This window comes from Mycolicibacterium neworleansense (genome assembly GCF_001245615.1).
Taxonomy (GTDB): domain Bacteria; phylum Actinomycetota; class Actinomycetes; order Mycobacteriales; family Mycobacteriaceae; genus Mycobacterium; species Mycobacterium neworleansense.
This window is the reverse complement of sequence record NZ_CWKH01000002.1, coordinates 494,998-518,595: the sequence shown is the minus strand read 5'-3', so window position 1 is coordinate 518,595 and position 23,598 is coordinate 494,998. Positions and strand designations below refer to the sequence as shown.

The window sequence follows — 23,598 nt, the reverse complement described above, 5'->3', positions numbered from 1 at the left end:
GGTGCTGCATGCGGTCGGACCTCACCATGGGAGAAGTCTGTTCGCCAAGTTTCGCCTGGTCACGAGTAGTGCGCTACTCGAAAAATCCGAGCAATACCTCACCCGGGTGTCACGGCGCGATCGTGGCTTTCTGGACGATCTCCTTCGCCGCGGCCTGCAACGGTCCGGCGTCGGCCTGCGGGCCCTCGGCGGCGATCTGCAATACGTATATGCCGCCGGCGTTCTGGATCACCACCGTGTTCTGGGCAACCATTCGTATGGCACCGTTCTTCGTGTACGAGCCGCCGAGCCGGGATGAGGGATGGCCGCTCATCGTGGCCCGTACGGCGTCGTCACCCTGGTAACCGCTCAAGTTCTTGACTTCGCCCGGTGCGACGAGCAACAGCTTGTCCACATCGACAGCGCCTGTCAGTTTGTCGACGGTTGCGGTGATTCTGGGCGGATCGGCGGGATCTGCCGGCGTGATCGGGACGATCTCGAAGTACGGTGCGTCAGCGCCTGCGGAGATCCTGGTCCAGCCTTCTGGAACAGGCAGGTCGATCTTCGGCGCTCCCGGTGTGCCCGGAACGACTGCGGTCCGCTGGATGTCGTTGTTCTTGATGTAGTCGGCGAGCGTCTCGTTGGGACCGGATATTTGAGCCGACGTCGGGGGAGCGGCACGGTCTGTCGTCGAGGTCGAGGTGTCAGACGACTTCGAGCTCTGCATCACGGCCAGGATGAGTGCTGCGGTGATGCCGACCGCGGCGATGGAAATGGTGACGACAAGCCAGCGGCCGGCGAGCCGGCGTCTGCGGGGAAGCGTCGTTGTCGGGGGCGGCGGAACCGCCCGATGTTCTTCTGCGGCAACTGGATCGGGCAGTGCCGCCCGTGCACGCCGCCGTTGGGCGGTCGTGAGGAGGTTGGCAGCGTCTCGGTAGCCGGGCTGTTCCCGCTCGATCTCGGCCAGCATGTTGGCTGCCTGCTGCCAGTCTTCTTGGTCCAGATGGTCGAGTGCTTGCGCATACCGCTCGGCGCGTTGGGCTTCGAGGATCTTGGCCTGCGCGTGCGAGACCATCCCCTCCGGATCCTGGTTGTGCGGGTCGATTTGGGCCAACTCCCGTGCGGCGGCCGTGACGGCAGTCCAACGCTCGGCTCGATGCAGGGCCGCGATCTCATCCACCAGTGCGCGCCGCCGCTGGGCTGTCCGTGCCTGCTCGAGGCGCGTCTCGACATCGGGGTGAGTCGGGTCGAGCGCGGAGAGATTCTCCAGCGCATTCACGACCGTGTCCCAGTCACCCGCATCGGCGGAAACCGCGGCCTTTCCGGACCATCCGTCGATGTCGCGCCGCCGGCGGGCCTCGGTCAGTCTGGTTTCGATCCTCGTCTCACCCGGATAGGAGGCCTGCAGCGTCTCGAGCCGCTCGGCTGCCTCAGCCCAGCGTTCGGCGAAGAAGGCACTCATCGAATCGACCCACCGCGGGTCGGTCAGCAGGTTCCGACGGATATCGGCAGGCGCCTCGGCTGGATTTGGTAGGCCGTTGTCGGGGACCTCGACGGTCGCCGCGTCGTCGGCCGAAGGTTCTATGTCGTGGTCGTCCAGGACTGTTTGAGCCAGGTTCCGGTCGACGTCGGCGTACAGATCGCCGCGCCTGCTGAACATCTTCAGCACGTAGCGCCCGCCGCGACGCTCCTCGGCATCCGCCGATCGCAGCGCCGGCTCCAACTGGATCAGGATCTGATGCTGCTGCTGTTGAGTCAGCGGTTCAGCCTGCCCCACCTGCTCGAACAAGTCCGACAGGTACGACAGTGGGGCCCCTGGGGGTTCGGGCAGCTGATCTGGCACCGGAGGCGCGGGCGGGAGAGTCCCGAGCGCACCGGCCAGGGCGAAGGCCGCCTCCCGGCCGGACTGCGAATAGTCGATGATCTGGCGCATCGAGAGGGTCCGGGGTAGCGCGTCGGGAAGCTGCTCTACCGCGAGCGGTAACACCGGCTTGTTCAGCGCCAACGCCCATGCCAGCTCTCGCTTGCATGCCACCGAGTTCAATGTGTGGCCGGAGACGATCGCCACGAACACATCGGAGTCGGCGATGCGCTCCAGGATCTCGTGCCACCAGGATTGTCCGCCCCGCAGCGACGAATCCACCCAGGTCTCATAGCCCAACGCGTGTAGGTCACGGAGCAGCGCCTCGACATCAGCTCTGTTCTCGCGGGCATAAGAAATGAACAGCTGTCGCATGCCCCCTCCCGAGAAAATCTGGTGCCTGCTGATATGGAGGCTGGAATGGTCACAAGAACCCTGGACACAATGAATCCTGCACGCTGATTTGGCCAAGCGAATGAGTACTCGACTACCTGACTTGTCGGTCGGAAGTGTTCAGGCCCTCAGTGATATCGATGGGTGCGGCGCGAGCTGATTCGAACCCCGAGATCGGGGGAACGCTGGACGAATGGCTACATATCGAGTTCTCAACCCCAAAGGCGAGGTTGTCGACACCAAGGACATCGAGAGCGCCGGCGATGCGCATGCGTGGTTCGTCGACCAGAAGGCCAAGCCCGAGTTGGGCTGGCGCATGGAGGTGCTGTCGGCCGATGGCGACTGGGCATTCTTCGATGACAGCGAAGGTGACCGAAAGTACTGATTAGTCGGCGAGCCCGAGCACGCGGCGGGTCATCTTGTTCAACTGCACCCGCAGCGTTTCGCCGTCGATGTCGGCGAGCAGGGGGTGCATGACGGCCACGCTGATCGCGCTGGAGAGCATCGCCGCGTGAAACCGGGCCTCCACGCCGGCTTCTGTGCCCAGCAGTGCGGCATAGAGGCGTTCGATGAACCGCTGAAACGGTTCGTACTCCGCTTGTAGGCGGATGATCACGGGGTCGAACATCGGAATGCTGAAGGTGCCGCGGCGGTCGATGGCTTGCTCGATCATCCGGTCGAGCAGCGCGTCGCGGGCCTGTCCGGGCGACCCCTCCGCCTCAGCCGCTTCCAATGCTTCTTCGAGCCGGCTCATTTCCCGCTCGGTGATCGCGATGACGATCTCGTCCTTGGTCTTGAACTGCCGGTAGACGGCTGCCTTCGTGACGCCCATTTCGTCGGCGATCATCTGCAGCGACGTCCCGCTGACGCCGTGATTGGCGATGAGCTTGAGCGCTGCGTCCATCACCCGCGTCTGGGCGGCGGTGCGCGTGATCGCACCGAACGTGCGGGCCTCCTGCGTGGACGTCACAGCATCAACGGTAACCGACGATTGACCGCCTGGTTGCCGATCGGCTACCGTCCAAGTTGCCGATCGGCAACCAACGTCACGCATGAAGAGAGTCCGACGATGAGACGACCTGATGGTGAGTTGATCCTTTTGGGGACGTTGCCCGTGGTGGCAATCATCTGGATCTCCGCGTTCTTCCTGTTTCCCGGATTCGTACATCCGATGTCCCCCAACATGTCTGCCGAGGAAGTCGCGAGCTTCTACCAGGACGACACCGCGCGGATCCGGTACAGCATGATCCTGTTCAACTGGTTCGGTGTCGGCCTCATCCCCATCGTGATCCTGTTGGCGATGCAGGTACGCCGGATGGCCCACCGCACGCCGATCCTGACCTACAGCCTGATCGCCGCCGCCGGTGGTCCGCCGACGCTGTTTCTCATCGCCAACATGTTCTGGCTGCTCGGCTCGTTCCGCCCCGACCGCGCTCCCGAATTGACTCAGGTGCTCAACGATCTGGCCTGGCTCACCTTCACGCTTCTGGTGCCGTATCTGATCGCGCAATGCCTGCTGCTGGCGCTGGCGATCTACTGGGATCAGCAGGAACAATCGGTGTTCAAACCGTGGGTGGCGTACTTCAATCTCGTCGTCGCGGCCGCGCTGGTGCCCGCGACGTTCACCGCCCTGTCGTTCGACGGGCCCTTCGCCTGGGACGGGGTGTTGTCCTTCTGGCTCAAGAACATTGCCATCGCCGTCTGGATTCTGGTGATGGGAGTCGTTCTCGCCCAGGCGATCAAGCAGCAACGCGCGCAGGACAAGGTACCGGCATGAGCGGCTCACGGTGGAGCAGGTTCTTGTGGAACGTCCGCTACCACCCCAAACGCGAACTGTGGTTCGCCTGGTACGTGATGGTGTTCTTCTATCAGCTCTACGGTGTGCTGTTCTTCTTCGTCACCCGCGTGCAACCGCCGCCGAGCCCGGCCTGGGACACCCCGATGGTCGTGCACTGGGTCACTGACCACCGGTTCGGCGTCCTCGCCGGCTTTGGCGTCGTCTTCCTCATCACCGGACTGTGCGCGCCGATGAACGCCCTGCTCGCCTACTCGATGCGGCGCATGTCGGTCAGCCCTGTCTTCGCCTACTCGTATCTGATCATGTACTCGCTGAGCGCAATTCCAGGCATGCTGGTCATGGCCATCGCGATGACCGCCGCCGCGTTGCGACCCGACCGGGATCCCGAGATCATCCACTGGCTCTACGAATTCGCGTTCCTGTCGTTCAGCGGGACCATGGGGGTGTTCCTGATCGGCTCGCTGGTGTGGATGACCGCGGTCCTGCTCGACAAGAACCGCGTGTTCCCCAAGTGGTTCGGCTACCTCAACCTCTGCAACGCGCTGACCGAAGTGGTCGTCGCGCCGGCCTGGATCTTCCAGCGGGGCGCGTTCGCCTGGAACGGCGCGATCGCCTGGTGGGTCAACATGGTCGTATTCGTCACGTACACCGGCGTTTTCATCGTGCTACTACGCAGGATGATCGAGCGCGAGGACTTCGGCACCGGTCCACTGCCGGATCTGCCGGCAAAGGATACCGGCGAATTGCGTGATTCGGTGGAGGCGGTTCGATGACCGAACAGGTCGAAGGTGCCCGCATCAGGGCAGTGCCCGGGCAGCCGGACATGTGGATGTTCGTGCTGTTCGAATCCCTGCTGTTCACCGCGTATTTTTCGGTGTATCTGGTGTCGCGCACCCAGAATCCAGAACTCTTCCTGCAGTCGCAATCCCATCTGGACCTGCGCATTGGCGTTGTCAATACCATTGCCCTGCTACTGAGTTCGTGGGCCGTCGCCCGGTGCGTCCAGGCCTCGCGCGAGGGCAATTACCGATCCGCGTTGAAAAACGTCTACCTGACGATCTCCTTCGGCGCGTTGTTCCTGGCCGGCAAGATCGTCGAGTGGGTCACCCAGATCCGCATCGGGAACACCTTCACCAGCGACGAGTTCTTTCAGCACTACTTCTTCCTGACGTCGATTCACTGCATCCACGTGCTGATCGGCTTCGTGGTGCTCGGTGTCGTCGTCTACCAGTTGTGGAGTCCAGCGCGGAGATCCCAACAACTCGTCGAAACGGGTGCCACCTACTGGCACACCGTCGATTTCCTCTGGGTCCTGATTTTCGCCTTGATCTACGTCGTGAGGTGAGCTGTGCGCATCGACTTCAACAAGAGACTGCTGATCGTCTGGGTTGCCTTGACGGCGATGACCCTCATCTATGTCTGGCTGGACGAAGCCGTCGACCAGAACGGGACCCTGAAGGCCAGCACCGCGGTCACCGTCAGTGCGATCGTCATCGCCTTGATCAAGGTGCGCATCATCTTCCGTGAGTTCATGGAGGTACGACACGCGCCGGTATTGCTCTGCCGCCTCACCGACGGGTGGGTCGTGCTCATCGGAGCCTGCTTGCTCGGAAGCTATTTCGTCGGTTCGGCGGTCGCGGGCTAGTTCCCGTACAGATGGAGTGCTCGGGCGGTCTCGGTGGCGACATCACCGCTCAGGCCGACGATCGGTGGACCGCCCCGCTGATGGATCACGTTCGCCAGGACCACGACGTAGGTGTCCGACCCCGGATCGATCCACAGCGTGACACCGGTGAATCCGGTGTGGCCGAAGCTGCCGACGGGAAATATGCGTCCGCGCGGCCTGGAGTGAGCGGTATCGATGTCCCAGCCGAATCCTCGAAGGTCTTGCCCGATGGTCTGCGCGGGCTGCTGCGGAGTCGTCATCAATTGCGCGGTCGGCTGCTTCAGCGGGAACGTGCTCGGGCGGCCGGCGAGGCGGTCGAGGAGAGCCTGCGCGAACCGGCCGACGTCGTCTACCGTCGAGAACACCCCGGCGCTGCCGGTCGCGCCGCCCATGCGACGTGCCGTCGGGTCGTGCACGGTGCCGCGCAGCGGGCGGCCGTAGTCCGGGCTGAGGTTCGGAGTGTCCTCGTCGAGCGCCGTCGGAGCGACGCGCGCCAGGAGATCCGTGCTCCAGGTGCCCGGCGGACAGTCCCTCACCTTGGCCGCACCCGGGTCGAGGGCTATCGCGTTTCCCCGGATCTGGTGCGGGCCACACGCTTTGGCCGCCGGAAGATAGTAGGTGTCCGACATGCCAAGGGGTGCAAAGACGTTGTCCCGCACGTACTCATCCAGAGGCCGGCCGGTGATTCTCTCGATGATCGTGCCCACCAGGATGAAGCCGATGTCGGAGTAGTGGAACCGCTCGCCGGGTTCGAACACCACCCATGCGCCGAGTGCCCGGTGTATCCCTTCGGCCTTGTCGGCTTTGTCGAGGCCCCACGGGCCGTCGAGGCTCAGATCGCCGGCGATGCCCGACGTGTGCGTGAGCAACATGCGCAGCGTCACCCGGGCACGGCGGGGGTCATCGGTGGGGTTGAAGTCCGGCAGATACTTCTGCACAGGGTCGTCGAACTCGACCTTGCCCTGTTCGTAGAGCTGCATGAACGCCGTCGTGGTCGCGATGCTCTTCGACAGCGACGCAAGGTCGAACAGCGTGTCCTCGGTCATCGGCTCGGCGGGGGCGGGTTGCCCATCTGGTCCCGGTTCGCCGTCGAGTTTGCGCGAGCCGTACGCCTGGCGGAACACAACGCGGCCATCATGTCCGACCTGGATCACCGCACCCGGCAGGCGATGGGCCGCAATCGAGTCATTGACGAGCCTCGATACCGGAGTGAAGTCACCTGTGGGAACGACGGCCGCCAGGGTGGGTGGCGGGACGATCGATGCCGGCGCGGTCGTTGTGGACGTGGAGCTCGCCACCGGAGGAGACGCCGGATGTCCGCAGGAGGACATCGCGGCGACCGTGACCACGGCGGCTCCCACGGCGCACAGCCGGGTAAGAGATCGCGATACCGTCACCTGATCGACGGTAGCCCGGCAAGGACGTCGGGGACGGATCGTTCAGAGCTCGGCGCGGTGCACAGGCGTACGCGGCTCCAGATGTTTCGCCCAGCCCGACGCGCATACCGCAGTGCAGGCGACTGCCAGTACCCCGACAAAAGTCAGCATCACCGGATAGCTGAACCAGTGTGCCAGCGCCGCGAGCGCCGCCGGCAGCAGAAACCCGAGATAGGCCAGGGAGTAGTAGACACCGGAGATGCCGGCCAGCTCGTCGGGCGGTGCAATGCGTTGGATCTCAAGGAGACCCGAGACGATGGCAATGCCATACGCGCTGCCGAGCAGCATCGCGACCAACGGGGCGACCAGTACCGAGCGGGTGACGGCGGTGGCCACCGCGGCGAAGATCCCCAACGCCATCAAGGCCATCGACACCACCACGGCCCGCGAGCTGGACACGTCATCGAGCCGGCGGGCGACCGGCTGGATCGCCACGCCGCAGCCCAGGGTCAGCACCGTCAATCCCACGGTGTAGAGCAGGGCCCACGAGCCGAGTTGGTCGGCGACCAGTGCCGGCACCACGGCATAGGCGATGGCCGCCGAGCCAAAGATCCACGGCGCCATGGGAACAACGACATGCAGGAACCGGCGGTGTCCGGCCGCGGGCACCTTCAATCCGTCCAGGAACGGCCGAGAGGTCATGCGGGGCCGGGTCTCGACGGTGCGGTTCCACACCGCCCACAGCACCGGCACACACAGAGCCGCGTGCACCAGGTAGGTCAACACCAGCGGCAGTGGTGCATACACGGTGAGCAGTCCGGCGCACAACGGTCCGACGCCGAAGCCCAACGACAGGCAGATCGAGGCGCGCCGTCCACCCGCCCCGGCCGATGTGTCGTCAAACGGCGGTCGGGACAACTCGGCGATCCAGGCCGAGCCGACCGCCATCGCGATCCCGACGGCCATCCCGCTGAACAACCGGCCGACGAACAGGGCCGGAAAGCCCCAGTAGTCGCCGATCGCCAGGACCAGACTGCCCAGCGCCGCACTGATCACACCCGCGGCCATCACATTTCGCCGACCATGGCGGTCCGACAGCGTCGAGGCGATCAGCAGGCCCGGGATCAGGCCGAGCACGTAGGCACCCAACAGGATGTCGACATCGACGCGGGTGTAGCCGGAGTGCTCGGCATAGGCGATCAGCAGCGGGGTGAATTGGTTTCCACCCCAACCGATGCAGAAAACCGCGATGGCCACCGCCAGCCAGGGCCGCAGGCGATGCCGCACCTGGTCCTGCGCCTCGTAGGTGTCGAGAGCGACCGCGGTCATGCCAGCACCACCCGGTAGGTCGCTTCCAGATGAGCCAGCAACGCGCCCTCGAAACCTGCCACATCGCGCCGTCCGATCGCGTCGGCCAATTCGGCGTGCTCGCCGATCAACTCGGTCAGCCGGGCGGAGTCCGAGCGCGCGGCGTCGGCCATCATGCGGCGCTGTCTGTCGCTGAGCGATCCGTAGAAACGACCGGCGATAGTGTTGCCGGCGACCTGCACGATCCGGCGGTGAAACGCGTCGTCAGCGGCCGCGAACTGATCGGCATCGCCGATCGCCGCGCCGTGGCGTTGTCGCTCCACCAACTCGGTGAGCTCGCCGAACAGCGTGTCGATGGATTCCGCTGACCGGCACAACCGGCGTACCGCCGCGGTCTCCAGCGCCAGGCGCATCTCGAGCAGGTCGGTGGCTTCCTGCGCGGAGACGGGGACGACGACGGCGCCGCGCCGCGGCACCAGATCCAGGAAGTCCTCGGCGGCCAGGCGCAGAAACGCCTCGTGCACGGGCGTGCGGCTGACGCCGAGCTGCGTCGCCACCTCTACCTCGCTGAGCAGCTGCCCGCCTCGAAACTCACCGGAGAGGATCTGGTCCTTGGTCATCCGGTAGACGCGCTGGCTGTTGCTCGACTTGTCGTCCGTGTCCACGGAAGACCACGGTACCCCTTGCATGCAACCTTGCATGCAAGGGGGTGGCCAGGTGGAAGGTTAGAACGGGCTGCTGTTGGACTGGTACTTGGACGATTCCGGACGCGGGCCGAACCGGCGGATGTAGTCCTCGTGCTTCTTGAGGTCCTTCTTGTACTGGATCTCGTCCACCAAGTTGGGGTCGAGGCCGTGCTGGGCCAGCCGGTGGCGGCGCCAGATCTTGTTCAGCGCGAGCGCCATCAAGATGGCCCAGATGTAGATCGGCACGGTCATCTCGATGTGCACGTACAGCGACGCGGGCAGCAGCCACAACGGTGCCAGCACGAACAGCGGCGGGATCGCCATCCGGATCAGGTGCCGCCGGATGGCGCCGTGGTCGGCGAGGTCATGGGCCACCCAGTCGCGCATGGAATCGGGCAGTCGTTTGCCGTAGCAGTAGGCGATGTACTGAAAGAGGTTGGGACGGTCGGCGGCCATGATGGGCTCCTGGTGTCAATCGGTGAGTGAATTCGCCGCCAGCGCGGCCACATTGATGCGGGTCAGCACCCGGTGCAGCTCTTCGAGTTCGGCGATGTCGACGCCGAGGCGTTCCACCACGGCGGGTGGGATGGCCAGGGCTCGCTCGCGAAGGGCGACTCCGGCGTCGGTCAGCTCGACATCGGTCGCGCGTTCATCGCCGGCCCGGCGGCTGCGGGTCAGCAGGCCCAGCGCTTCCAGCCGTTTGAGCATCGGTGAGAGCGTCGCCGAATCGAGCTGCAGCGCGGAGGCGATGTCCTTCACCGACAGCGGGGGAACGCCGCCCGAGCCGGACCTGTGGTGATCCCACAGCGCCAGCATCACGAGGTACTGCGGATGGGTCAGACCCAGCGGCTCCAGGAGCGGGCGGTACACCGCGAGCACGGCGCGGTTGCTGACGGCCAGCGCGAAACAGACCTGCCGTTCCAGGGCCAAGGGGTCGGAGCTGAGCTCCGGTGCTTCGGATACTGCGGACACAAAATAAACGTACCCTAATAGTTAGGGCACTAACAATGTCTCGGCGGTCACACGTTCAGTGCGCGCGTTTGGCCAATCGCTCGGCGTTGTCGATGAGGATGCTGCGGCCCTGCACGCGGATCCAGCCTCGTTGCGCAAAGTCCGACAGCGCCTTGTTGACGGTTTCCCGCGAGGAGCCCACCAGCTGGGCGATCTCTTCCTGGGTCAGCTCGTGATCGACGCGCAGTGCGGTGCCGTCCCGGCTGCCGAACCGTTGCGCCAGGTAGAGCAGCTGCTTGGCCACCCGGCCCGGCACATCGGTGAAGATCAGGTCGGACAGGTTGTCGTTGGTGCGGCGCAACCGGCGAGCCAGCACCCGCAGGAGTTGTTCGGCGATCTCGGGGCGGTCGGCGATCCAGCTCCGCAGCACGCTGCGGCTCATCACGACCGTTTTCAACTCTGTCAGCGCAGTCACCGTCGACGTCCGCGGGCCTGGATCGAAGATGGCGAGCTCGCCGAACATGTCCGACGGTCCCATCAGCGTGATCAGGCTGTCGCGGCCGTCCACGGACTTGCGGCCGATCTTCACCTTGCCCGCGGTGATGATGTACAGCGTGTCGCCGGGCTCGCCCTCGGTGAAGACCACCTCGCCGCGACGGAAGGTCACCGGCTCCAACTGCCGGACGAGTGCGGCCACGGCGTCTGGCGACACACCCTGGAAGATGCCGGCGCGGGCCAGCACTTCATTCATGAATCCCCCTAGGTGGATGCGCCAGACTCGGCGATGCGGAGCTTTTATGCAGATGCGGCCGGGAACGTGGTCGCCGTTCTACTTTACAAGGGCCGCGGGGCTGCGGCGGCCCCGGGTTTACACTGATGACTCATTTCGTAATGGAGCCGACGGCCAGGTTTCAGATGCTCGAGCAACAGATCCGTTGTGCTTCGGCGACGGAGTCCGCCAGCGGGCGGCGAGTGTTGATCAGGTGGGCGTCAGGCCATTCTGCGCCGCCGGCGGCCAGGCCCTCGGCGATCTCCGGTGTGGCATCTGACGTGGTGGTCTGCCGCTGCGTGATCCGCTTCTTGGCTTCGTCGATGGGCGTTGTGCAGGCCAATTCGGTTGTTGGGCAGCCGTGTTCAGAGGCGATGTCCCGTGCTCGTCGTCGAAGTCCCGGATCGCGCCACGTACCGTCCAGGATCACGGATCGGCCCTCGGCCAGGGTGCTGCCGGCCTTCTGGAGCACAGCGTCGTACACGGCCGCCACGTTCTCGCTGCTGTAGAGGCCCTGGTTCAAGATCCCCACGTCGCCCGCTACGAGACCCTGCTCCTGCAACTCGCGGCGTACGTCGTCGGTAGAGATCACCTGCGCCGATATCTGTTCTGCCAACGCGCGCGCCAGGGTGGTCTTGCCGGTGCCCGGGCCGCCGCCGACGACGATCAGCCGGACGGTGCCCTTGCGGAGGTGATCGAGAGCGATATCGAGGTGCCTTCTTGCGTCGGCCGCCGCGGACTCGATGCCCTGTTCGACCCTGATGCAGTCGGTCTTCGCGCGCACCACGGCCCGGTACGCGATGAGAAAGTCCAGCAATGACGCCGGCGCGACGTCCCCGGAGAACCGCTGGTACTCGGCGATGAAGTGGTCGGCCAGGTCTGTGCGACCGAGAAATTCCAGGTCCATCGCCAAAAACGCGGCGTCGTCGGCACAGTCGACATGACGCAGGTTGTCATCGAACTCGAGGCAGTCGAGGATCACCGGACCGTCCGCCATGCAGAAGATGTCGCCGGTCAGCAGGTCGCCGTGGCCGTCGACGATGTGGCCGTTGGCGATGCGGTCGGCGAACAGCGCCGCGCGACCGTGGATGAACTGATCTGCCAACCGCCCGACCTCGGCCACCGATTCCTCGGATACCACGGTCCCGGTGTGTCGGCGCAGTTCGGCGAGGTTGTCATGCCAACGGCCGGCGATCGCCGGGACCTTCCCCGCGGCATCGATGTCCGCCGACCGCTCGGCGTCGGCGTGAAAGCGGGCCAGCCTTTCGGCCACCGACGACAGGTGCTCGACCACGGGCTCACCGTTGACGACGATCGCCGTCAGCCGACGCGCGTCGGGGTATCTGCGCATCACGATCACGGGTTCGGGTGGACCGCCCTGCGGATCCGAGAGGTGGGCAACGCCCAGATAACTGTCCGCCGCCAGTCGGCGGTTCAATTGGACCTCACGTGCGCATACTTGTTCGCGCTGCTCGACCGAGCTGAAGTCGAGAAAATCCGTGACCACTGGTTTCTTGACCTTGTACGCCCGGTCGCCGATCAAGGCCACGATCCCGGTATGCGTCTCATGGATCTCCGCGGCTCGGGTCGGCCAAGCTGAAGTCCCCATACCTCATGATGGCCGTCGGTGGCCCTGCGGCGGTAGGGCCATTGGTCCCACCTGACTGAGGCGGGGCCATGCTCACTGGGGGCTGACCAGTCCCGTGTCGTACGCATGGATGATCGCGGCGGCGCGGTCCCGCAGGTCGAGCTTGATGAAGATATGGCCGATGTGGCTCTTGACGGTCAGCCCGGAGATGCTCAGTTCATCGGCGATCTCGGAATTCGAGCGCCCCTTGGCGATCAGCGTCAGGACGTCGAGTTCGCGGGCCGTGAGGTCGCCGACGGCGGCTGCGCGACGCGGCTCGGCTGATCTGCGGTATGTGGTGAGTACCCGCGAGGTCACCGCCGGGTCGAGATAGCTGTCGCCGAGTGCGACTGCGCGCACCGCCCGGATCAGTTCTTCGGCCGAGGAATCCTTGAGTACGAATCCGCTGGCCCCGGCGCGCAGCGCACCGGAGAGCAACTCGTCGTCGTTGAACGTGGTCAGCGCCAGAACCGGAGGTCCGTCGGTCTCGGTCACCTGGCGGGTGGCCTCGATCCCGTCCACCCGCTTCATCCGCAGGTCCATCACCACCACGTCGGGTCGGTACCGGGTGACGGCCTCCGGCACCTCATCGCCGTCGGCGCATTCGGCGACGATGGTGAAGCCGTCCTTGCGCCGCAGAATGCGTCGCAGCCCGGAGCGCACCAGGTCCTGATCGTCGACCAGCAGGACCGCGACCTCCGAGGTCGGGTCCGTCATGACACCACGGGGCACCAGCGAGGCGCCCGGTCGGTCTCGTCCAACGGAATGTTCGTGCGCACCGACCATCCGTCGTCGGCCGGGCCGACGCTGATGATCCCGCCGAGCAACTCGACGCGTTGGCGCATACCGCGCACACCGCGGCCCTCGACAGTGCGGCCGTTCTTGCCCACCAGTGCCGGAACCGGAAGTCGGTTGGCGACGGTCAAGCTCGCCGACGTTCGTGAGATCCTCAGTAGCACAGTCGCTTCCGCGTCGGGTGCGTGTTTGGCGATGTTCGCCAGGGACTCCTGGGCGATGCGGTACAAGGCCAAACCCACCGCGGCGGAGACCACATCGGTGCGGCCGGTGGCGTCGAACCGCACGTTGAGACCGGCTCGGACGAAATCGTCGACCAGGCAGGTGATGTCGTCGACACCCGGCTCGGGAGCCATGCTCATCGGGGCGCCGTCGAGCAACCCGACCGTGCGGCGGATGTCGGCCATGGCCTGACGGCCCAGGCGCTCGGCCTGTTCCAGTGCCTCGACTGCGTCGTCTACGTCGCGGTCCTGCTGCAGTCCGCGGCGGGCCCCGGTCACATGCAGCAGAGTCACGCTCAGTGAATGCGCGATCACGTCGTGGACCTCGCGGGCGATACGTCGCCGCTCGTCGGCCGCGGCGTGTCGGGCCTGTGCGGCCTGCGCCTCTTGCTGCTGCCGCATGAGTTGTTGCTGGGTGTGCACGAGATAACCCACCAGCCAACCCATTCCGAGGATGCCCAGATAGAGCGGCAGCGCGTCGAGGCGGTGTTGCGAGGCCGCGGTCAGCAGCAGCGTGGCGGCGGTCAGTGACGCCAGGAATCCACCCCACACCCCGGCGAGCGAGGCGACCTCGCCGACCATCAGTACCGCGATCAGCGGAGCGAAATCATTGTCGATCGGGGTAGCCGTCGCGAACAGCAACACCGCGGTCGCGGTGGTCCAGGTGGTCCAGACGATCGGTGCCTTGAAGTCGACGCCGGACAAGTAGAACAACGCGAAAGGGGCGACGCAGACGACGAGTGCCAGCAGGCCCGCCGGAAGGTCGGCGTTCGGGCGCTGCAACACCGCGACCACGCCGGCACCGATCACCGTGGCGTCGAAGGCCAACACGATGGCCCAGTTGTAGCCCACCGGGAGGGCGTAGCCCCGCCGGCGCACGTGCGCACGGAAGGCGCGCGCGAGGCTACCGAGCATGTTGTGATCGTAGAAGGTGAAGCTGTTGCTGCGCCTCCTACTGCGGTCGGATTTTCGGGGGCCGGATTTCAGCAATTCAGAGTCGCCACATTTCGCGCGCCATCGCGGCGTCTTCGACGAAGCCTTCCCGCAGGGGCGGATAGTAGGGCTGCTTCAGATCGGGTCGAGGGACAACGGCCAGTGCCGTGCGCACGGCGGTCATGGCGCGCCGCCAGAGACCGCCCTCGCGGCGGGCCGGGCGAAGTGGCGCCGGGCCGGTGACGACGGCGTCTTTCGCCGTCCATCCACGGGCGACGCCTGTCACTGAGTTCGCTATCGAGATAGCTGGGGAACGCTGTGCTCGTGTCATGGCTCGACGCTACGAAGAATGCAGGTCAGCCCACATCACGCTGGTGTCCGATCTTGACCTACGACCGTAGTAGGAGAACCGCACCGACCACAGGACGATGAGACCGATAGTGGTTAGGCTCTTGCCGTGGTCTCGAGTTCGGCCCGTAGACGCGGTCCCCGGCGTGACGTCGACACCCGAGCGCTGATCGTCGACACCGCTGAGCGAATGTTCGCCGAGACGTCGATCGGTGCGGTGGCCTCGCGCGCGGTGGCCCGTGAGGCAGGCGTGGCCAGTCGCGCGGTGGCCTATCACTTTCCGGCCAAGCGGGACCTGGTGCTGGAGGTGGCACGCAGACGGGCCCCGACCGTGTTCCAGGCTGTCGTCCAGGAGCTCGTGCGAGTGGCTCAGTCGGGGAACGAGATTGGTGTTTTCGACGTCGTGGAGGCGCTGATCGCACCGTACGTCCGGTTGCTCGACGACGATCCGGTCGGGGGACTGCGCTGGCTCAAGGTGATGAACCAACTTGCCCTCGATGAAGACCAGATCTGGCTCGACCAGCTGGCGGGCACACCGAGCCTGCCGGAGTTGTTCTTCGCCGCGGCAGGTCGGGCAGTGCCGGACATACAGACCAGAGAAGGTCAGCAGCGCAGCACAATTGCCATCCTCGGGATGATCGGCGCGCTCGCCAGTTCTGACCTTGCTCTCTACGGGCGCCCGCTGGGGCCCGGCGGCCTGGATCGCGGGTGGGTCGATCAGCTGGTGCGCTTCACCGGCAGTGGTTTACGCGGCGTAAGGGACGCGGCCGACTAGGATCGGTGCGTGCAGATCGACGGCCAGCAGCTTGCTGCCTTCGCCGCGGTGGTCGAGCTGGGGAGCTTCGATGCGGCCGCGCAGCGCCTGCATGTGACGCCCTCGGCGATCAGTCAGCGCATCAAAGCGCTGGAGCAGCGGGTCGGCCAGGTACTCGTGGTCCGCGAAAAGCCTTGCACGGCAACCCCGGCTGGTGTCCCGCTACTGAGATTGGCCGCGCAGACGGCCCTGCTGGAGTCCGAGACCCTGGCGGAGATGGGTGGCGGATCCGCGCACCGCACCAGGATCGCGGTAGCGGTCAACGCCGATTCGATGGCGACGTGGTTCACCGGTGTGTTCGCCCAGGCGGCCGAGTTCCTGTTCGACATCAGGATCGAGGACCAGGACCTGTCGGCACGCCTGCTGCGTGAGGGCGTGGTGATGGGTGCGGTGACCACCGAGCGGAGCCCGGTGCCGGGCTGTCGGGTGCATCCCTTGGGGGCGATGCGCTACGTCCCGGTGGCCAGCGCAGGGTATGTGCGGCATTACCTGCCCGGCGGATTCACCCGCGACGCGGCACCGGCAGCGCCGTCGTTGTCCTGGAACCGTGACGATGCGCTGCAGGATCAGTTGGTGCGCAAGGTGTTCCGCAAGGATATCGCCAGGCCGATTCATTACATTCCGACTGCCGAGGGATTCGGCGCCGCCGTGCGGGCCGGTCTGGGCTGGGGGATGTACCCCGAGGAACTGGTGGACGACGACTTCGTCCGGATCACTGAGCAGCACCTGGACGTGCCGCTGTACTGGCAATGCTGGAAGCTCGACAGCCGCACCGTCGAAAGCATCACGGCCGCCGTCCGCAACGCTGCGGGCAACCTACGAGGGGCGACGCGGGCCTGAGACGCCGCTAGCGGACCAGCGGCGCCAGATGCTTGCGCGCGTAGTCGCGAATCGCCTCGTCGTCGTTGACGTCGAGTATCGGGGTGGGCATCTGGGCCAGCGAGCACGCGAGCCGGATGTGCAGTTCGGCCACGGCGAGTAGATCGGCATCTCCCATGGTGGCGCCGGCGGCGCGAAGGGCCTTGGCCATGGCCGACGAGGCATGGTGCAGAAACGCCGGCGCCTGGTCGTAGGCACCCGCCACCGCGGTGTAGTCGGTGTCCAGTCGCAGGAACCGCCGCATCACGGGTTCGGTGGTCAACAGCCGCATACCTTCGCAGAACGCCGCCACCGCGGCCTCGCTTGGCCCGGAATCGATTGCGACGGTGCGCAGCCGGTGCATCGCCATATCGAAGGTGCGGCGTCCGAGTTCGGTGATGAGCGCGTCGCGGGTGGGGAAGCGACGGTAGAGGGTGCGCCGGCTGACCCCGGCCTGTTTGGCGATGACATCCAGGCTGGCCCGGCCGAGCCCGACGAGCGCCACCTCCTCGGCCGTGGCCTTGAGGATGGCGTCTTCCTGTTCGGATTGGCTGGCGTTGCTGCGTGGCATCGCTACCAGTGTGTCAGCCCGCTGCCGGGCATCCCAGCGGCGCGAACGAATCCAGCGCCACCGATCGGTGCAGGCGTACCAGCTTCTCGTACTGCAGTCGGTTGTAGGCCAGGGGCACCAACAGCAGCCGGTCCGGCAGCACCCGCCAGGCCAGCTGAAGCAGCCGGGTGTAGACGGCGAATTCCCGCTCGTGCCGGGTCTGCCACCGGAATCCGGTCAGCTCACGGACCCCCGGGTGCATGATCCCGAACGAGCAGACCTTGATCACCCGGCCGGCGACCGGCCGAACGGCCAACCACGAGGGAGTCAGCGCCATCCGGACCGGGCCGGGCAGTAACAGGGTGGGCAGCGGCAGCCGGGTCAGTCCGGCCGTCACACGGGTGAGAAACTCGTTGCGCTGCAACTGATTTTCCACCATGTCGTCGTAGTAGCGGACGGCCTCGCCATATGTTTCCGGGAGTTTCGCCGAGGCGCCCGGTAACTCGATCGAACGGAACGCCTCGAGTAGTTGGCCGTAGGCCGCCTCCTGTTCCGCGGCGTTCATCGTGATGCCGGTCGCCGGCGTGAAGGAGTGCAGCACGACGAAGATCCCGCTGATGGCGATCCAGTTCCACAGCTGCGGGTTCAGGGCGCTGTATCGGACATCGGCGAAGTCGTCTTTGCCGTGACCGCGGACGTCGCGGTGCATGGTCTTGAGGCGGTGGCCCTCGGCCTCGCGGTCCTCGGCGTCGCCCCAGATCGCCAGGAAGGCGGAGAACCCGCTGCGTACCCCGCGGTCCAGAAAGTTGCGTTCGAACCGGCCGCTGCGGTCGACGGCGGCGGCCACCGGCACCAGGGCCACTTCATCGAATGCCGCGGCACCGAATGCGCCTCCCAAGATGCTGCCCGAGTGCCTGCGGAAATCCTGCAGCACTGCCGGTCGTACCGCGTTCGCGTTCACCTTGCTTGCAGTAGGCATGGCACAAAGGCTAGCAATTTGTGTCAATGTGTCAATGGTTGGCGCGATGCCGGCAGTGCCGGTTGGTACCGTCGCTGCCATGGCCAACCGGACGCATCGCTACGAGGTCGAGGTGAACTGGACCGGTAACACCGGTTCGGGAACCAGCGGGTACCGCGACTACTCGCGGGATCATGACGTGGCCGGTGTCGATTCGGCTGATAAGCCGGTGATCCCGGGGAGCGCCGACCCTGCCTTCCGCGGAGACCCGCAGCGGTGGAACCCCGAAGAGTTGCTCGTGGTCAGTCTGTCGCAGTGCCACATGCTCTGGTACCTCGCGCTGTGTGCCAAGGCGGGCATCACCGTGACGGCCTACAGTGATCGACCGGACGGCACGATGACCGAGAATGCCGAAGGCGGTGGCGTTTTCACCGACGTCACGTTACGGCCGCAGGTCGCCATCGCCGAACCGGACCGAGTCGGTGAGGCCACCGAACTGCATCACGAAGCCCACCGCATGTGCTTCATCGCCAACTCGGTCAACTTCCCGGTGAATGCTACGCCCACTGTGAGCGCACCGACGCCGGGATGAGCGTCGCGGCTATCGGAATGAATTGAGCCGCACTCCAACCGGATTCGTCCGATGACGGACCGGAGTCGATCACCACGGCGGTGGCGTCACCCCGGTCGCCGTCGATGTCGACGGCCTCGCCGGCATCGCCGTAGGTACCGTGGCAGTCGCTCAGGCACCGCCCCGTGGCGGGATCGATATTGCCCTCGAACATGTCGTTGATCCAGCCGGCCATCAGCCACTGCACGGCCGGAGGGTTCTGCGGCTGTGGAACCCCCGCGACGAGGTAGGCGGCCGCCTGGATCAGTGGGTTGCCGCCGAGCATGGAATCCATATGGACACCACCGTCGACGACGACTCCGTTGAACTTCCCGGGCCGCGCCGCCGAGAGATCGTCGTTCACCGTGCTCACCGAGTTGAAAGCGTTCGACGGGGCGCCGATCTCATAGACCGGCACGTAGTCGGCGGGATCGTTGCCGTTGCTGGCCTCCAGCTGCGCGAGGCGGTCCATCGCGTTGGGCAGCGTGCCCGACGGTGGAACCCCGTCCAACAGCACCACCCCGGCCAGATCGTTCGGAGCGTCCTGGCCGTCGGCGCGGCGGGCTACCAGTCCCTCGGCGTAGTAGCCGGCCACTCCGGGGGCGAAGCCCCCGCCGAGCGAATGCCCGACGAGCACGAATCGTTGTGGCATGGCAATGGTCTCCCGACCCGCCTTCAGCGATGCAGTGGACATGCTGGCGTTCAAGGCGTCTCGGTCGGGATCGAGGAAGAGTCCGGCGACAGCCTTGTGCATGTTGTCCCCGCCGAGCCACATGCCGCCCTCGGTGTACGGATTGGATGTCACCGTGGTGACCACGACGACACTGTTGGTACGGTCGGCCAGATAGGACGCGGTGTAGCTGTACATCGGGCCGGTGGCCAGGAACCCGTGTTGCAGGTAGATCAACCGTTCCGGCTCGCCGTGCGTCGGGAAGTACCAGTCGGCGGGTACCTCGTTACCCGGCGAGACCACCAGCGTCGAGCTACTCACCTCAACCGAATCGCGAAGCGCGGGAGGCACGACGGGCGGCCCGTCGGCGGTCTGGATGACCGTGCCGATCGCGTTGAAGACGGCCGAGCCGACCGCCTCCGTCACCTGCGAGGCCACCTGCGAAATCGCCGTCAATGGATCCGGTGCGTCCGTGTCGGCGGTAGCCGGGGCCAGGCGTTCACGCACCTGTGTGCGGACCTCGCTGCGCAGGGCCGAGAGCCGTTGTCGCGGTACCTGCTCCGCCTTTGGCTTCTCGGCCGTTTTGTCGACAGCTTTCTCGACGGTGTCGTCGACGGCGCGGCGCAGACGCGACGCCGCTTTGGCTGCCGTCGTCGACGGGCGGTCACCGTGCGTGAGACGTGCCTTGACCCGGTGGTGGCCGGAAGATCTGGTGCTGCTTGTCTTTTCGTCACCGTCCGACGGCGACGTCTTCGCCGGCCCGGGATCGGAACCGCCGTCGGTCTCGGCACTGGCGGCGCCGGCGCCGGTGAGCAACGCCGCCGACACGCCGGCGGTCAGCACACCGGCGCCCACCCATCCAGACAAGTGCATCAGATATCCCCTGGTAGCCGATCCGCGAATGGCTGGATGCTAACTCGCGGGGACCACTCCGCGCGGCAGATCACCGATGGAGCCGGCGCAACTGGGCTGAGGCCACCGACAGCACCGCCAAGTCAGGCTCGGCGGAATCGAGGAACTCGTCCAGCGTGCGCCTGGCCCGGTCCAGCCGCGGCCGGTTGTAGGCCTCGAAGTCGCGGATACTGCTGGCGGCCTGGGCGCCCTCGATCCCGTGCTTGGTGACGTCGATCGTCAGGTCACGCAACGAGCGGTACAGGTCCTCCCGGAGGGCAAGCCGGGCCTGGGCATGCCAGCGACCGCCCCTGGGAAGCGAGGACACAGCCAGCAGGAGCCGGTCCACTCCCAACCGGTCCGACAATTCGAAGTAGATCCTGGCCAGTTGGGCCGAGTCCTCACCGTGGAGATGGGCGACCTCGATGATGTCCAAAAGGCTGAACGCATAGAGGGATTCGCTGATCCGGTGGGCGATGTTGGCCGGTACGCCGCGGGTTACCAGGTCGTCGTGCGCCGACAACACGGTGTCGCGCTCCTGGCCCCGCAGCATCGATCCGAGTTGCCCGCGCAACATCGCCAGCTGATTGCTGAATCGGGCTATCTCGGTGGCGATTTCGAGCGGCTGGGGCCGGTTGAGCACAAACCATCGGGCAGCGCGGTCGAGAAGACGACGGCCCTCGATGATCAGGGCATTCGTCAGCGCGGGCGAGAGATCGGCGGCATAGATGTCCGACCAGAGCGTGTCGAGATCGAAAACCTCGGACACCACGGCGTGAGCCCGCACGATATCGGCCGGGGCAGAACCGGTTTCCTCGGAAAGCCGGAACGCGAAGGTCAGCCCCGAGGTGGCCAGCACGCGGTTGACGATCGAGGTGGTGATGATCTCCCGGCGCAGCGGATGCTCAGGCAACGGCTCACCGAGCCGGCGCCGCAACGTCGGCGGGAAGTACCGGGTCAGCAGCGCGGTGAAATACGGGTCGTCGAACATCTCGCCATTGAGCAGCTCGGCCTTGAGGTCGAGCTTCACATGCGCCATCAATGTGGCCAGTTGGGGAGCGGTGAGGCCGCGGCCGTCCTTGGCCAGATCGACGAATTCCTCTGGGCTGGGCACGTTCTCGCGGGAACGGTGCAACCCGCGCCGGGCTTCCAGATCCGCCGTCATCCGGGCGTGCACATCCACCATCTGGGCTGCGTTGGATCGGGCATCGCCCAGGAGCCGGTTGTGCGCCTGGTTGTTGGACAGCACGAGTTGCGCCACTTCGTCGGTCATGTCGACCAGAAGTCGGTTGCGTGCGCTTCCGGTGATCAGCCCAGACCGGGCGGCGGAGTCCAGCAGGATCTTGATGTTGACCTCGTGGTCGGAGCAGTCCACTCCGGCGGCATTGTCGATGGCATCGGTGTTCACCAAGCCGCCGCGGCGGGCGTAGGAGATGCGGGCACGCTGGGACAGTCCGAGGTTGCCTCCCTCGACGATCACCCGGGCCCGGACATCCTCGGCATCCACCCGCAACGGATCGTTCACCTTGTCGGCGATGTCGGAATGCTGTTCGTCGCAGGCCTTGATATAGGTGCCGATTCCGCCGTTGAACAACAGGTCCACCGGCGCGCGCAGGATATGGCTGATCAATTGCGTGGGAGTCAGCCGGGTCTCGTGGTCGTCGATGCCGAGTGCGGCGCGCATCTGTGGGGTGGTGGGAATGGTTTTGGCGGTCCGCGGCCACACTCCGCCACCCGGGCTGATCGCGGAACGGTCGTAGTCATCCCACGATGACTGGGAGAGCTCGAAAAGTCGTTGGCGTTCCTTGCGGGCCGGCGTGGTGTCGGGCTGCGGGTCGACGAAGATGTGCCGGTGATCGAAAGCGGCGACAAGTCGCAGGCCGGGGCGCAACAGCATGCCGTTGCCGAAGACGTCCCCGCTCATATCGCCGACGCCGACGGCGGTGAACTCATCTGTAGCCGAGTCGATTCCGAGTTCGGCGAGATGGGTATCGCCACTGACCCAGGCGCCCCGGGCGGTGATGCCCATGGCCTTGTGGTCGTAGCCGGCCGAACCACCGGAGGCGAAGGCGTCGCCCATCCAGTAGCCGCGGTCCAGTGCCACCGCGTTGGCCGAATCCGAGAATGTCGCGGTGCCCTTGTCCGCGGCCACCACCAGATAGGGATCAGGTCCGTCGTGGCACACCACGCCGCCGAAGCGGGGCTGATCGTCGGAATTTGAGGGGGCGGTCTTGTCGACCACGTCGAGCAGTGCGGCGATGAACTGTCGGTAGCTCCGCAGCCCCTGGACGCGGGGCGATTGGCCCGCGGCGGGCCGAGCCTTGACGACGAACACGCCCTTGGCGCCGACCGGGACGATCATCGCGTTCTTGACCGCCTGTGCCTTCACCAGACCCAGGACCTCGGTGCGGTAGTCGTCATAGCGGTCCGACCAGCGCAGCCCGCCGCGGGCCACCAGCCCGAAGCGAAGATGCAGACCTTCGAATTCCGGTGAATACACGAAGATCTCGGAGAGCGGACGTGGCTGTGGCAGCTCGTCGATGGACTGAGCGTCGAGTTTGTGGACCAGATAGGGGGCCCAGACGGTGAGGGCGTCAGGCGCGAACGCGTTGGTGCGCACGGTGGCGTTGATCAGATTGTGGTAGGCGCGCAGGATCCGGTCGGCGTCGATGTGCAGCACCTGATCGATCTCGGCGGCCACCCGCTGCTCGGCCTCTGCGATGCGGCCGATGCGGTGCGGGCTGTCGGCGGGTTGCTCGGTGCGGTCGAACCGGGCCTCGAACAGATCCAGCAGTGCGCGTGTGGCCGCCGGGTTGTCCAGCAAGACCCGTTGGATGCGGGTCTGGCCGTAGGGCAACGGCAGCTGCCGAAGGTACCGGCTGTAGCTGCGCAGCACGGTGACCTGCCGCCAGCTGAGGGCGGCTCGCAGGAGCAGCGCATTGAATCCGTCCGATTCGACGCGGCCGGCCCACATCGCTTGGAAGGTTTCGCGGACGCGATCGGCGGTGTCGCCCTGTGGCTGCGCCAACGCGTCGATGACGTCGGGACCGGGCTGCAACAGCAGGTGATAGACATGGCAGACCCGCCCGTCCGACCTGGTCCAGGTGCCGGCCTGTTCCTCGAGGACCTCCAGGTCCATGCTCTGCAGCGCGGGCAACATCCGCCGCAACGGAACCGGGTCGAGCGCGGCGAGTGCGAAGTTCAGCCGGCCGTCCGCAGTGCCGACCCAGTTGAGGTTCACCGCGACGGCATCACCCATCAGATCGTTGAGCGCCTTGGCCTCAAGGAGCCGGCCGGGTACCACAACCCCAGCCTGCTGATCCAACATTTCGGGCGCAATTAGGTTGGCGCGCAACGAGTCCACGGTCCGGGTCCCCTCAATCGTCGTTGATCGATGCCGTCGGTTGCGGTCGACGGCTGGACCAATCCTGTGGCGTGACGCATGCCTGCAGTGGTTGCAAAGTGTCAGCGAAATGCGGCCGGTCATTACACTGTGTCGGCCGACGATGGCCGTGACGGCCGGGCGCCCGTCCAGT

Annotated in this window: 23 protein-coding genes; 8 read left to right on the top strand and 15 right to left on the bottom strand. The window is 65.8% G+C overall.

Annotation, left to right across the window (positions count from 1 at the left end; all coding sequences use genetic code 11):
* Window positions 1-109: 109 nt before the first annotated feature.
* Window positions 110-2,215: an LpqN/LpqT family lipoprotein gene (locus tag BN2156_RS18170; protein WP_090516398.1), complete on the bottom strand. Its 2,106-nt coding sequence runs from the start codon at window positions 2,213-2,215 to the stop codon at window positions 110-112.
* Window positions 2,216-2,426: 211 nt separating this feature from the next.
* On the opposite strand from BN2156_RS18170, the gene BN2156_RS18165 reads away from it, so the two are divergent.
* Complete coding sequence (locus tag BN2156_RS18165) at window positions 2,427-2,618, top strand: hypothetical protein (RefSeq protein WP_090516397.1); 192 nt, start codon at window positions 2,427-2,429, stop codon at window positions 2,616-2,618.
* Here BN2156_RS18165 and BN2156_RS18160 read toward each other — a convergent pair whose 3' ends face one another.
* Window positions 2,619-3,137: a TetR/AcrR family transcriptional regulator gene (locus BN2156_RS18160; protein WP_235625470.1), complete on the bottom strand. Its 519-nt coding sequence runs from the start codon at window positions 3,135-3,137 to the stop codon at window positions 2,619-2,621. It abuts the gene before it with no gap.
* 165 nt (window positions 3,138-3,302) lie between these two features.
* On the opposite strand from BN2156_RS18160, the gene BN2156_RS18155 reads away from it, so the two are divergent.
* Genes BN2156_RS18155 through BN2156_RS18140 form a run of 4 tightly spaced genes read left to right on the top strand, consistent with a single transcriptional unit; the run spans window position 3,303 to window position 5,676 of the window.
* Window positions 3,303-4,010 carry a hypothetical protein gene (locus tag BN2156_RS18155; RefSeq protein WP_090516395.1) on the top strand — a complete coding sequence of 236 codons (708 nt, stop codon included), beginning with the start codon at window positions 3,303-3,305 and terminating at the stop codon, window positions 4,008-4,010.
* On the top strand, window positions 4,007-4,804 hold the full coding sequence (locus BN2156_RS18150; protein WP_090516394.1) for a hypothetical protein: 798 nt from the start codon (window positions 4,007-4,009) through the stop codon (window positions 4,802-4,804). The genes BN2156_RS18155 and BN2156_RS18150 overlap by 4 nt, the downstream gene beginning before the upstream one ends.
* On the top strand, window positions 4,801-5,376 hold the full coding sequence (locus BN2156_RS18145; RefSeq protein WP_090516393.1) for a cytochrome c oxidase subunit 3: 576 nt from the start codon (window positions 4,801-4,803) through the stop codon (window positions 5,374-5,376). The genes BN2156_RS18150 and BN2156_RS18145 overlap by 4 nt, the downstream gene beginning before the upstream one ends.
* Window positions 5,377-5,379: 3 nt before the next feature.
* The gene (locus BN2156_RS18140; RefSeq protein ID WP_090516392.1) at window positions 5,380-5,676 is read left to right on the top strand and encodes a cytochrome C oxidase subunit IV family protein; all 297 of its coding nucleotides are present in this window, start codon (window positions 5,380-5,382) and stop codon (window positions 5,674-5,676) included.
* On the opposite strand, the gene BN2156_RS18135 is transcribed toward BN2156_RS18140, so the two are convergent.
* From BN2156_RS18135 to BN2156_RS18095, 9 genes are all read right to left on the bottom strand, one after another.
* Window positions 5,673-7,028, bottom strand: a complete 1,356-nt coding sequence (locus BN2156_RS18135) for a serine hydrolase domain-containing protein (RefSeq protein WP_090517467.1) — start codon at window positions 7,026-7,028, stop codon at window positions 5,673-5,675. The two genes, BN2156_RS18140 and BN2156_RS18135, sit on opposite strands and share 4 nt — an antisense overlap.
* Before the next feature lie 108 nt (window positions 7,029-7,136).
* Complete coding sequence (locus tag BN2156_RS18130; protein ID WP_090516391.1) at window positions 7,137-8,402, bottom strand: MFS transporter; 1,266 nt, start codon at window positions 8,400-8,402, stop codon at window positions 7,137-7,139.
* On the bottom strand, window positions 8,399-9,046 hold the full coding sequence (locus tag BN2156_RS18125; RefSeq protein ID WP_235625398.1) for a GntR family transcriptional regulator: 648 nt from the start codon (window positions 9,044-9,046) through the stop codon (window positions 8,399-8,401). Before BN2156_RS18125 ends, BN2156_RS18130 begins: the two co-directional genes overlap by 4 nt.
* Window positions 9,047-9,106: 60 nt before the next feature.
* Window positions 9,107-9,523, bottom strand: coding sequence for a DUF5313 domain-containing protein (locus BN2156_RS18120; RefSeq protein WP_090516389.1), 417 nt, complete (start codon window positions 9,521-9,523; stop codon window positions 9,107-9,109).
* A gap of 15 nt (window positions 9,524-9,538) precedes the next feature.
* On the bottom strand, window positions 9,539-10,039 hold the full coding sequence (locus BN2156_RS18115; RefSeq protein ID WP_090516388.1) for a MarR family winged helix-turn-helix transcriptional regulator: 501 nt from the start codon (window positions 10,037-10,039) through the stop codon (window positions 9,539-9,541).
* Window positions 10,040-10,094: 55 nt separating this feature from the next.
* Window positions 10,095-10,769, bottom strand: a complete 675-nt coding sequence (gene crp, locus BN2156_RS18110) for a cAMP-activated global transcriptional regulator CRP (RefSeq protein WP_090516387.1) — start codon at window positions 10,767-10,769, stop codon at window positions 10,095-10,097.
* A 160-nt stretch (window positions 10,770-10,929) separates the two neighbouring features.
* A complete protein-coding gene (locus BN2156_RS18105) occupies window positions 10,930-12,396 on the bottom strand; it encodes a bifunctional aminoglycoside phosphotransferase/ATP-binding protein (protein WP_090516386.1) in 1,467 nt (488 codons plus the stop codon).
* A 72-nt stretch (window positions 12,397-12,468) separates the two neighbouring features.
* On the bottom strand, window positions 12,469-13,131 hold the full coding sequence (locus BN2156_RS18100) for a response regulator transcription factor (RefSeq protein WP_090516385.1): 663 nt from the start codon (window positions 13,129-13,131) through the stop codon (window positions 12,469-12,471).
* Window positions 13,128-14,345, bottom strand: coding sequence for a sensor histidine kinase (locus BN2156_RS18095; protein WP_090516384.1), 1,218 nt, complete (start codon window positions 14,343-14,345; stop codon window positions 13,128-13,130). Before BN2156_RS18095 ends, BN2156_RS18100 begins: the two co-directional genes overlap by 4 nt.
* A 475-nt stretch (window positions 14,346-14,820) precedes the next feature.
* Here BN2156_RS18095 and BN2156_RS18090 point away from each other — a divergent pair, with 475 nt between their 5' ends.
* Complete coding sequence (locus BN2156_RS18090; RefSeq protein WP_131725177.1) at window positions 14,821-15,486, top strand: TetR/AcrR family transcriptional regulator; 666 nt, start codon at window positions 14,821-14,823, stop codon at window positions 15,484-15,486.
* A gap of 9 nt (window positions 15,487-15,495) precedes the next feature.
* Entirely contained in the window at window positions 15,496-16,365 is an 870-nt protein-coding gene (locus BN2156_RS18085; RefSeq protein ID WP_090516382.1) for a LysR family transcriptional regulator ArgP, read from the top strand.
* A gap of 7 nt (window positions 16,366-16,372) precedes the next feature.
* On the opposite strand, the gene BN2156_RS18080 is transcribed toward BN2156_RS18085, so the two are convergent.
* Window positions 16,373-16,954 carry a TetR/AcrR family transcriptional regulator gene (locus BN2156_RS18080; protein WP_090516381.1) on the bottom strand — a complete coding sequence of 194 codons (582 nt, stop codon included), beginning with the start codon at window positions 16,952-16,954 and terminating at the stop codon, window positions 16,373-16,375.
* A 13-nt stretch (window positions 16,955-16,967) separates the two neighbouring features.
* Entirely contained in the window at window positions 16,968-17,912 is a 945-nt protein-coding gene (locus tag BN2156_RS18075; RefSeq protein WP_090516380.1) for an oxygenase MpaB family protein, read from the bottom strand.
* Window positions 17,913-17,991: 79 nt separating this feature from the next.
* Here BN2156_RS18075 and BN2156_RS18070 point away from each other — a divergent pair, with 79 nt between their 5' ends.
* Entirely contained in the window at window positions 17,992-18,483 is a 492-nt protein-coding gene (locus BN2156_RS18070; RefSeq protein ID WP_090517466.1) for an OsmC family protein, read from the top strand.
* Here BN2156_RS18070 and BN2156_RS18065 read toward each other — a convergent pair.
* Together BN2156_RS18065 and BN2156_RS18060 are read right to left on the bottom strand one after the other, a co-directional pair.
* Window positions 18,449-20,044 (bottom strand): hypothetical protein, encoded by a 1,596-nt coding sequence (locus tag BN2156_RS18065; RefSeq protein ID WP_131725176.1) that lies wholly within the window; start codon window positions 20,042-20,044, stop codon window positions 18,449-18,451. The genes BN2156_RS18070 and BN2156_RS18065 overlap by 35 nt on opposite strands.
* A gap of 70 nt (window positions 20,045-20,114) precedes the next feature.
* Window positions 20,115-23,390, bottom strand: coding sequence for an NAD-glutamate dehydrogenase domain-containing protein (locus BN2156_RS18060; RefSeq protein WP_090516378.1), 3,276 nt, complete (start codon window positions 23,388-23,390; stop codon window positions 20,115-20,117).
* Window positions 23,391-23,598 lie beyond the last annotated feature (208 nt).

Excerpts from the sequence above, each read along its gene's own strand:
- BN2156_RS18170 (WP_090516398.1), bottom strand. The coding sequence starts at position 2,215 with ATGCGACAGCTGTTCATTTCTTATGCCCGCGAGAACAGAGCTGATGTC.
- BN2156_RS18080 (WP_090516381.1), bottom strand. The coding sequence starts at position 16,954 with ATGCCACGCAGCAACGCCAGCCAATCCGAACAGGAAGACGCCATCCTC.
- BN2156_RS18160 (WP_235625470.1), bottom strand. The coding sequence starts at position 3,137 with ATGGACGCAGCGCTCAAGCTCATCGCCAATCACGGCGTCAGCGGGACG.
- BN2156_RS18145 (WP_090516393.1), top strand. The coding sequence starts at position 4,801 with ATGACCGAACAGGTCGAAGGTGCCCGCATCAGGGCAGTGCCCGGGCAG.
- BN2156_RS18155 (WP_090516395.1), top strand. The coding sequence starts at position 3,303 with ATGAGACGACCTGATGGTGAGTTGATCCTTTTGGGGACGTTGCCCGTG.
- BN2156_RS18060 (WP_090516378.1), bottom strand. The coding sequence starts at position 23,390 with ATGTTGGATCAGCAGGCTGGGGTTGTGGTACCCGGCCGGCTCCTTGAG.
- BN2156_RS18165 (WP_090516397.1), top strand. The coding sequence starts at position 2,427 with ATGGCTACATATCGAGTTCTCAACCCCAAAGGCGAGGTTGTCGACACC.
- BN2156_RS18120 (WP_090516389.1), bottom strand. The coding sequence starts at position 9,523 with ATGGCCGCCGACCGTCCCAACCTCTTTCAGTACATCGCCTACTGCTAC.
- BN2156_RS18130 (WP_090516391.1), bottom strand. The coding sequence starts at position 8,402 with ATGACCGCGGTCGCTCTCGACACCTACGAGGCGCAGGACCAGGTGCGG.
- BN2156_RS18135 (WP_090517467.1), bottom strand. The coding sequence starts at position 7,028 with ATGTCCTCCTGCGGACATCCGGCGTCTCCTCCGGTGGCGAGCTCCACG.
- BN2156_RS18100 (WP_090516385.1), bottom strand. The coding sequence starts at position 13,131 with ATGACGGACCCGACCTCGGAGGTCGCGGTCCTGCTGGTCGACGATCAG.
- BN2156_RS18070 (WP_090517466.1), top strand. The coding sequence starts at position 17,992 with ATGGCCAACCGGACGCATCGCTACGAGGTCGAGGTGAACTGGACCGGT.
- BN2156_RS18105 (WP_090516386.1), bottom strand. The coding sequence starts at position 12,396 with ATGGGGACTTCAGCTTGGCCGACCCGAGCCGCGGAGATCCATGAGACG.
- BN2156_RS18065 (WP_131725176.1), bottom strand. The coding sequence starts at position 20,044 with ATGCACTTGTCTGGATGGGTGGGCGCCGGTGTGCTGACCGCCGGCGTG.
- crp (WP_090516387.1), bottom strand. The coding sequence starts at position 10,769 with ATGAATGAAGTGCTGGCCCGCGCCGGCATCTTCCAGGGTGTGTCGCCA.
- BN2156_RS18075 (WP_090516380.1), bottom strand. The coding sequence starts at position 17,912 with ATGCCTACTGCAAGCAAGGTGAACGCGAACGCGGTACGACCGGCAGTG.
- BN2156_RS18095 (WP_090516384.1), bottom strand. The coding sequence starts at position 14,345 with ATGCTCGGTAGCCTCGCGCGCGCCTTCCGTGCGCACGTGCGCCGGCGG.
- BN2156_RS18150 (WP_090516394.1), top strand. The coding sequence starts at position 4,007 with ATGAGCGGCTCACGGTGGAGCAGGTTCTTGTGGAACGTCCGCTACCAC.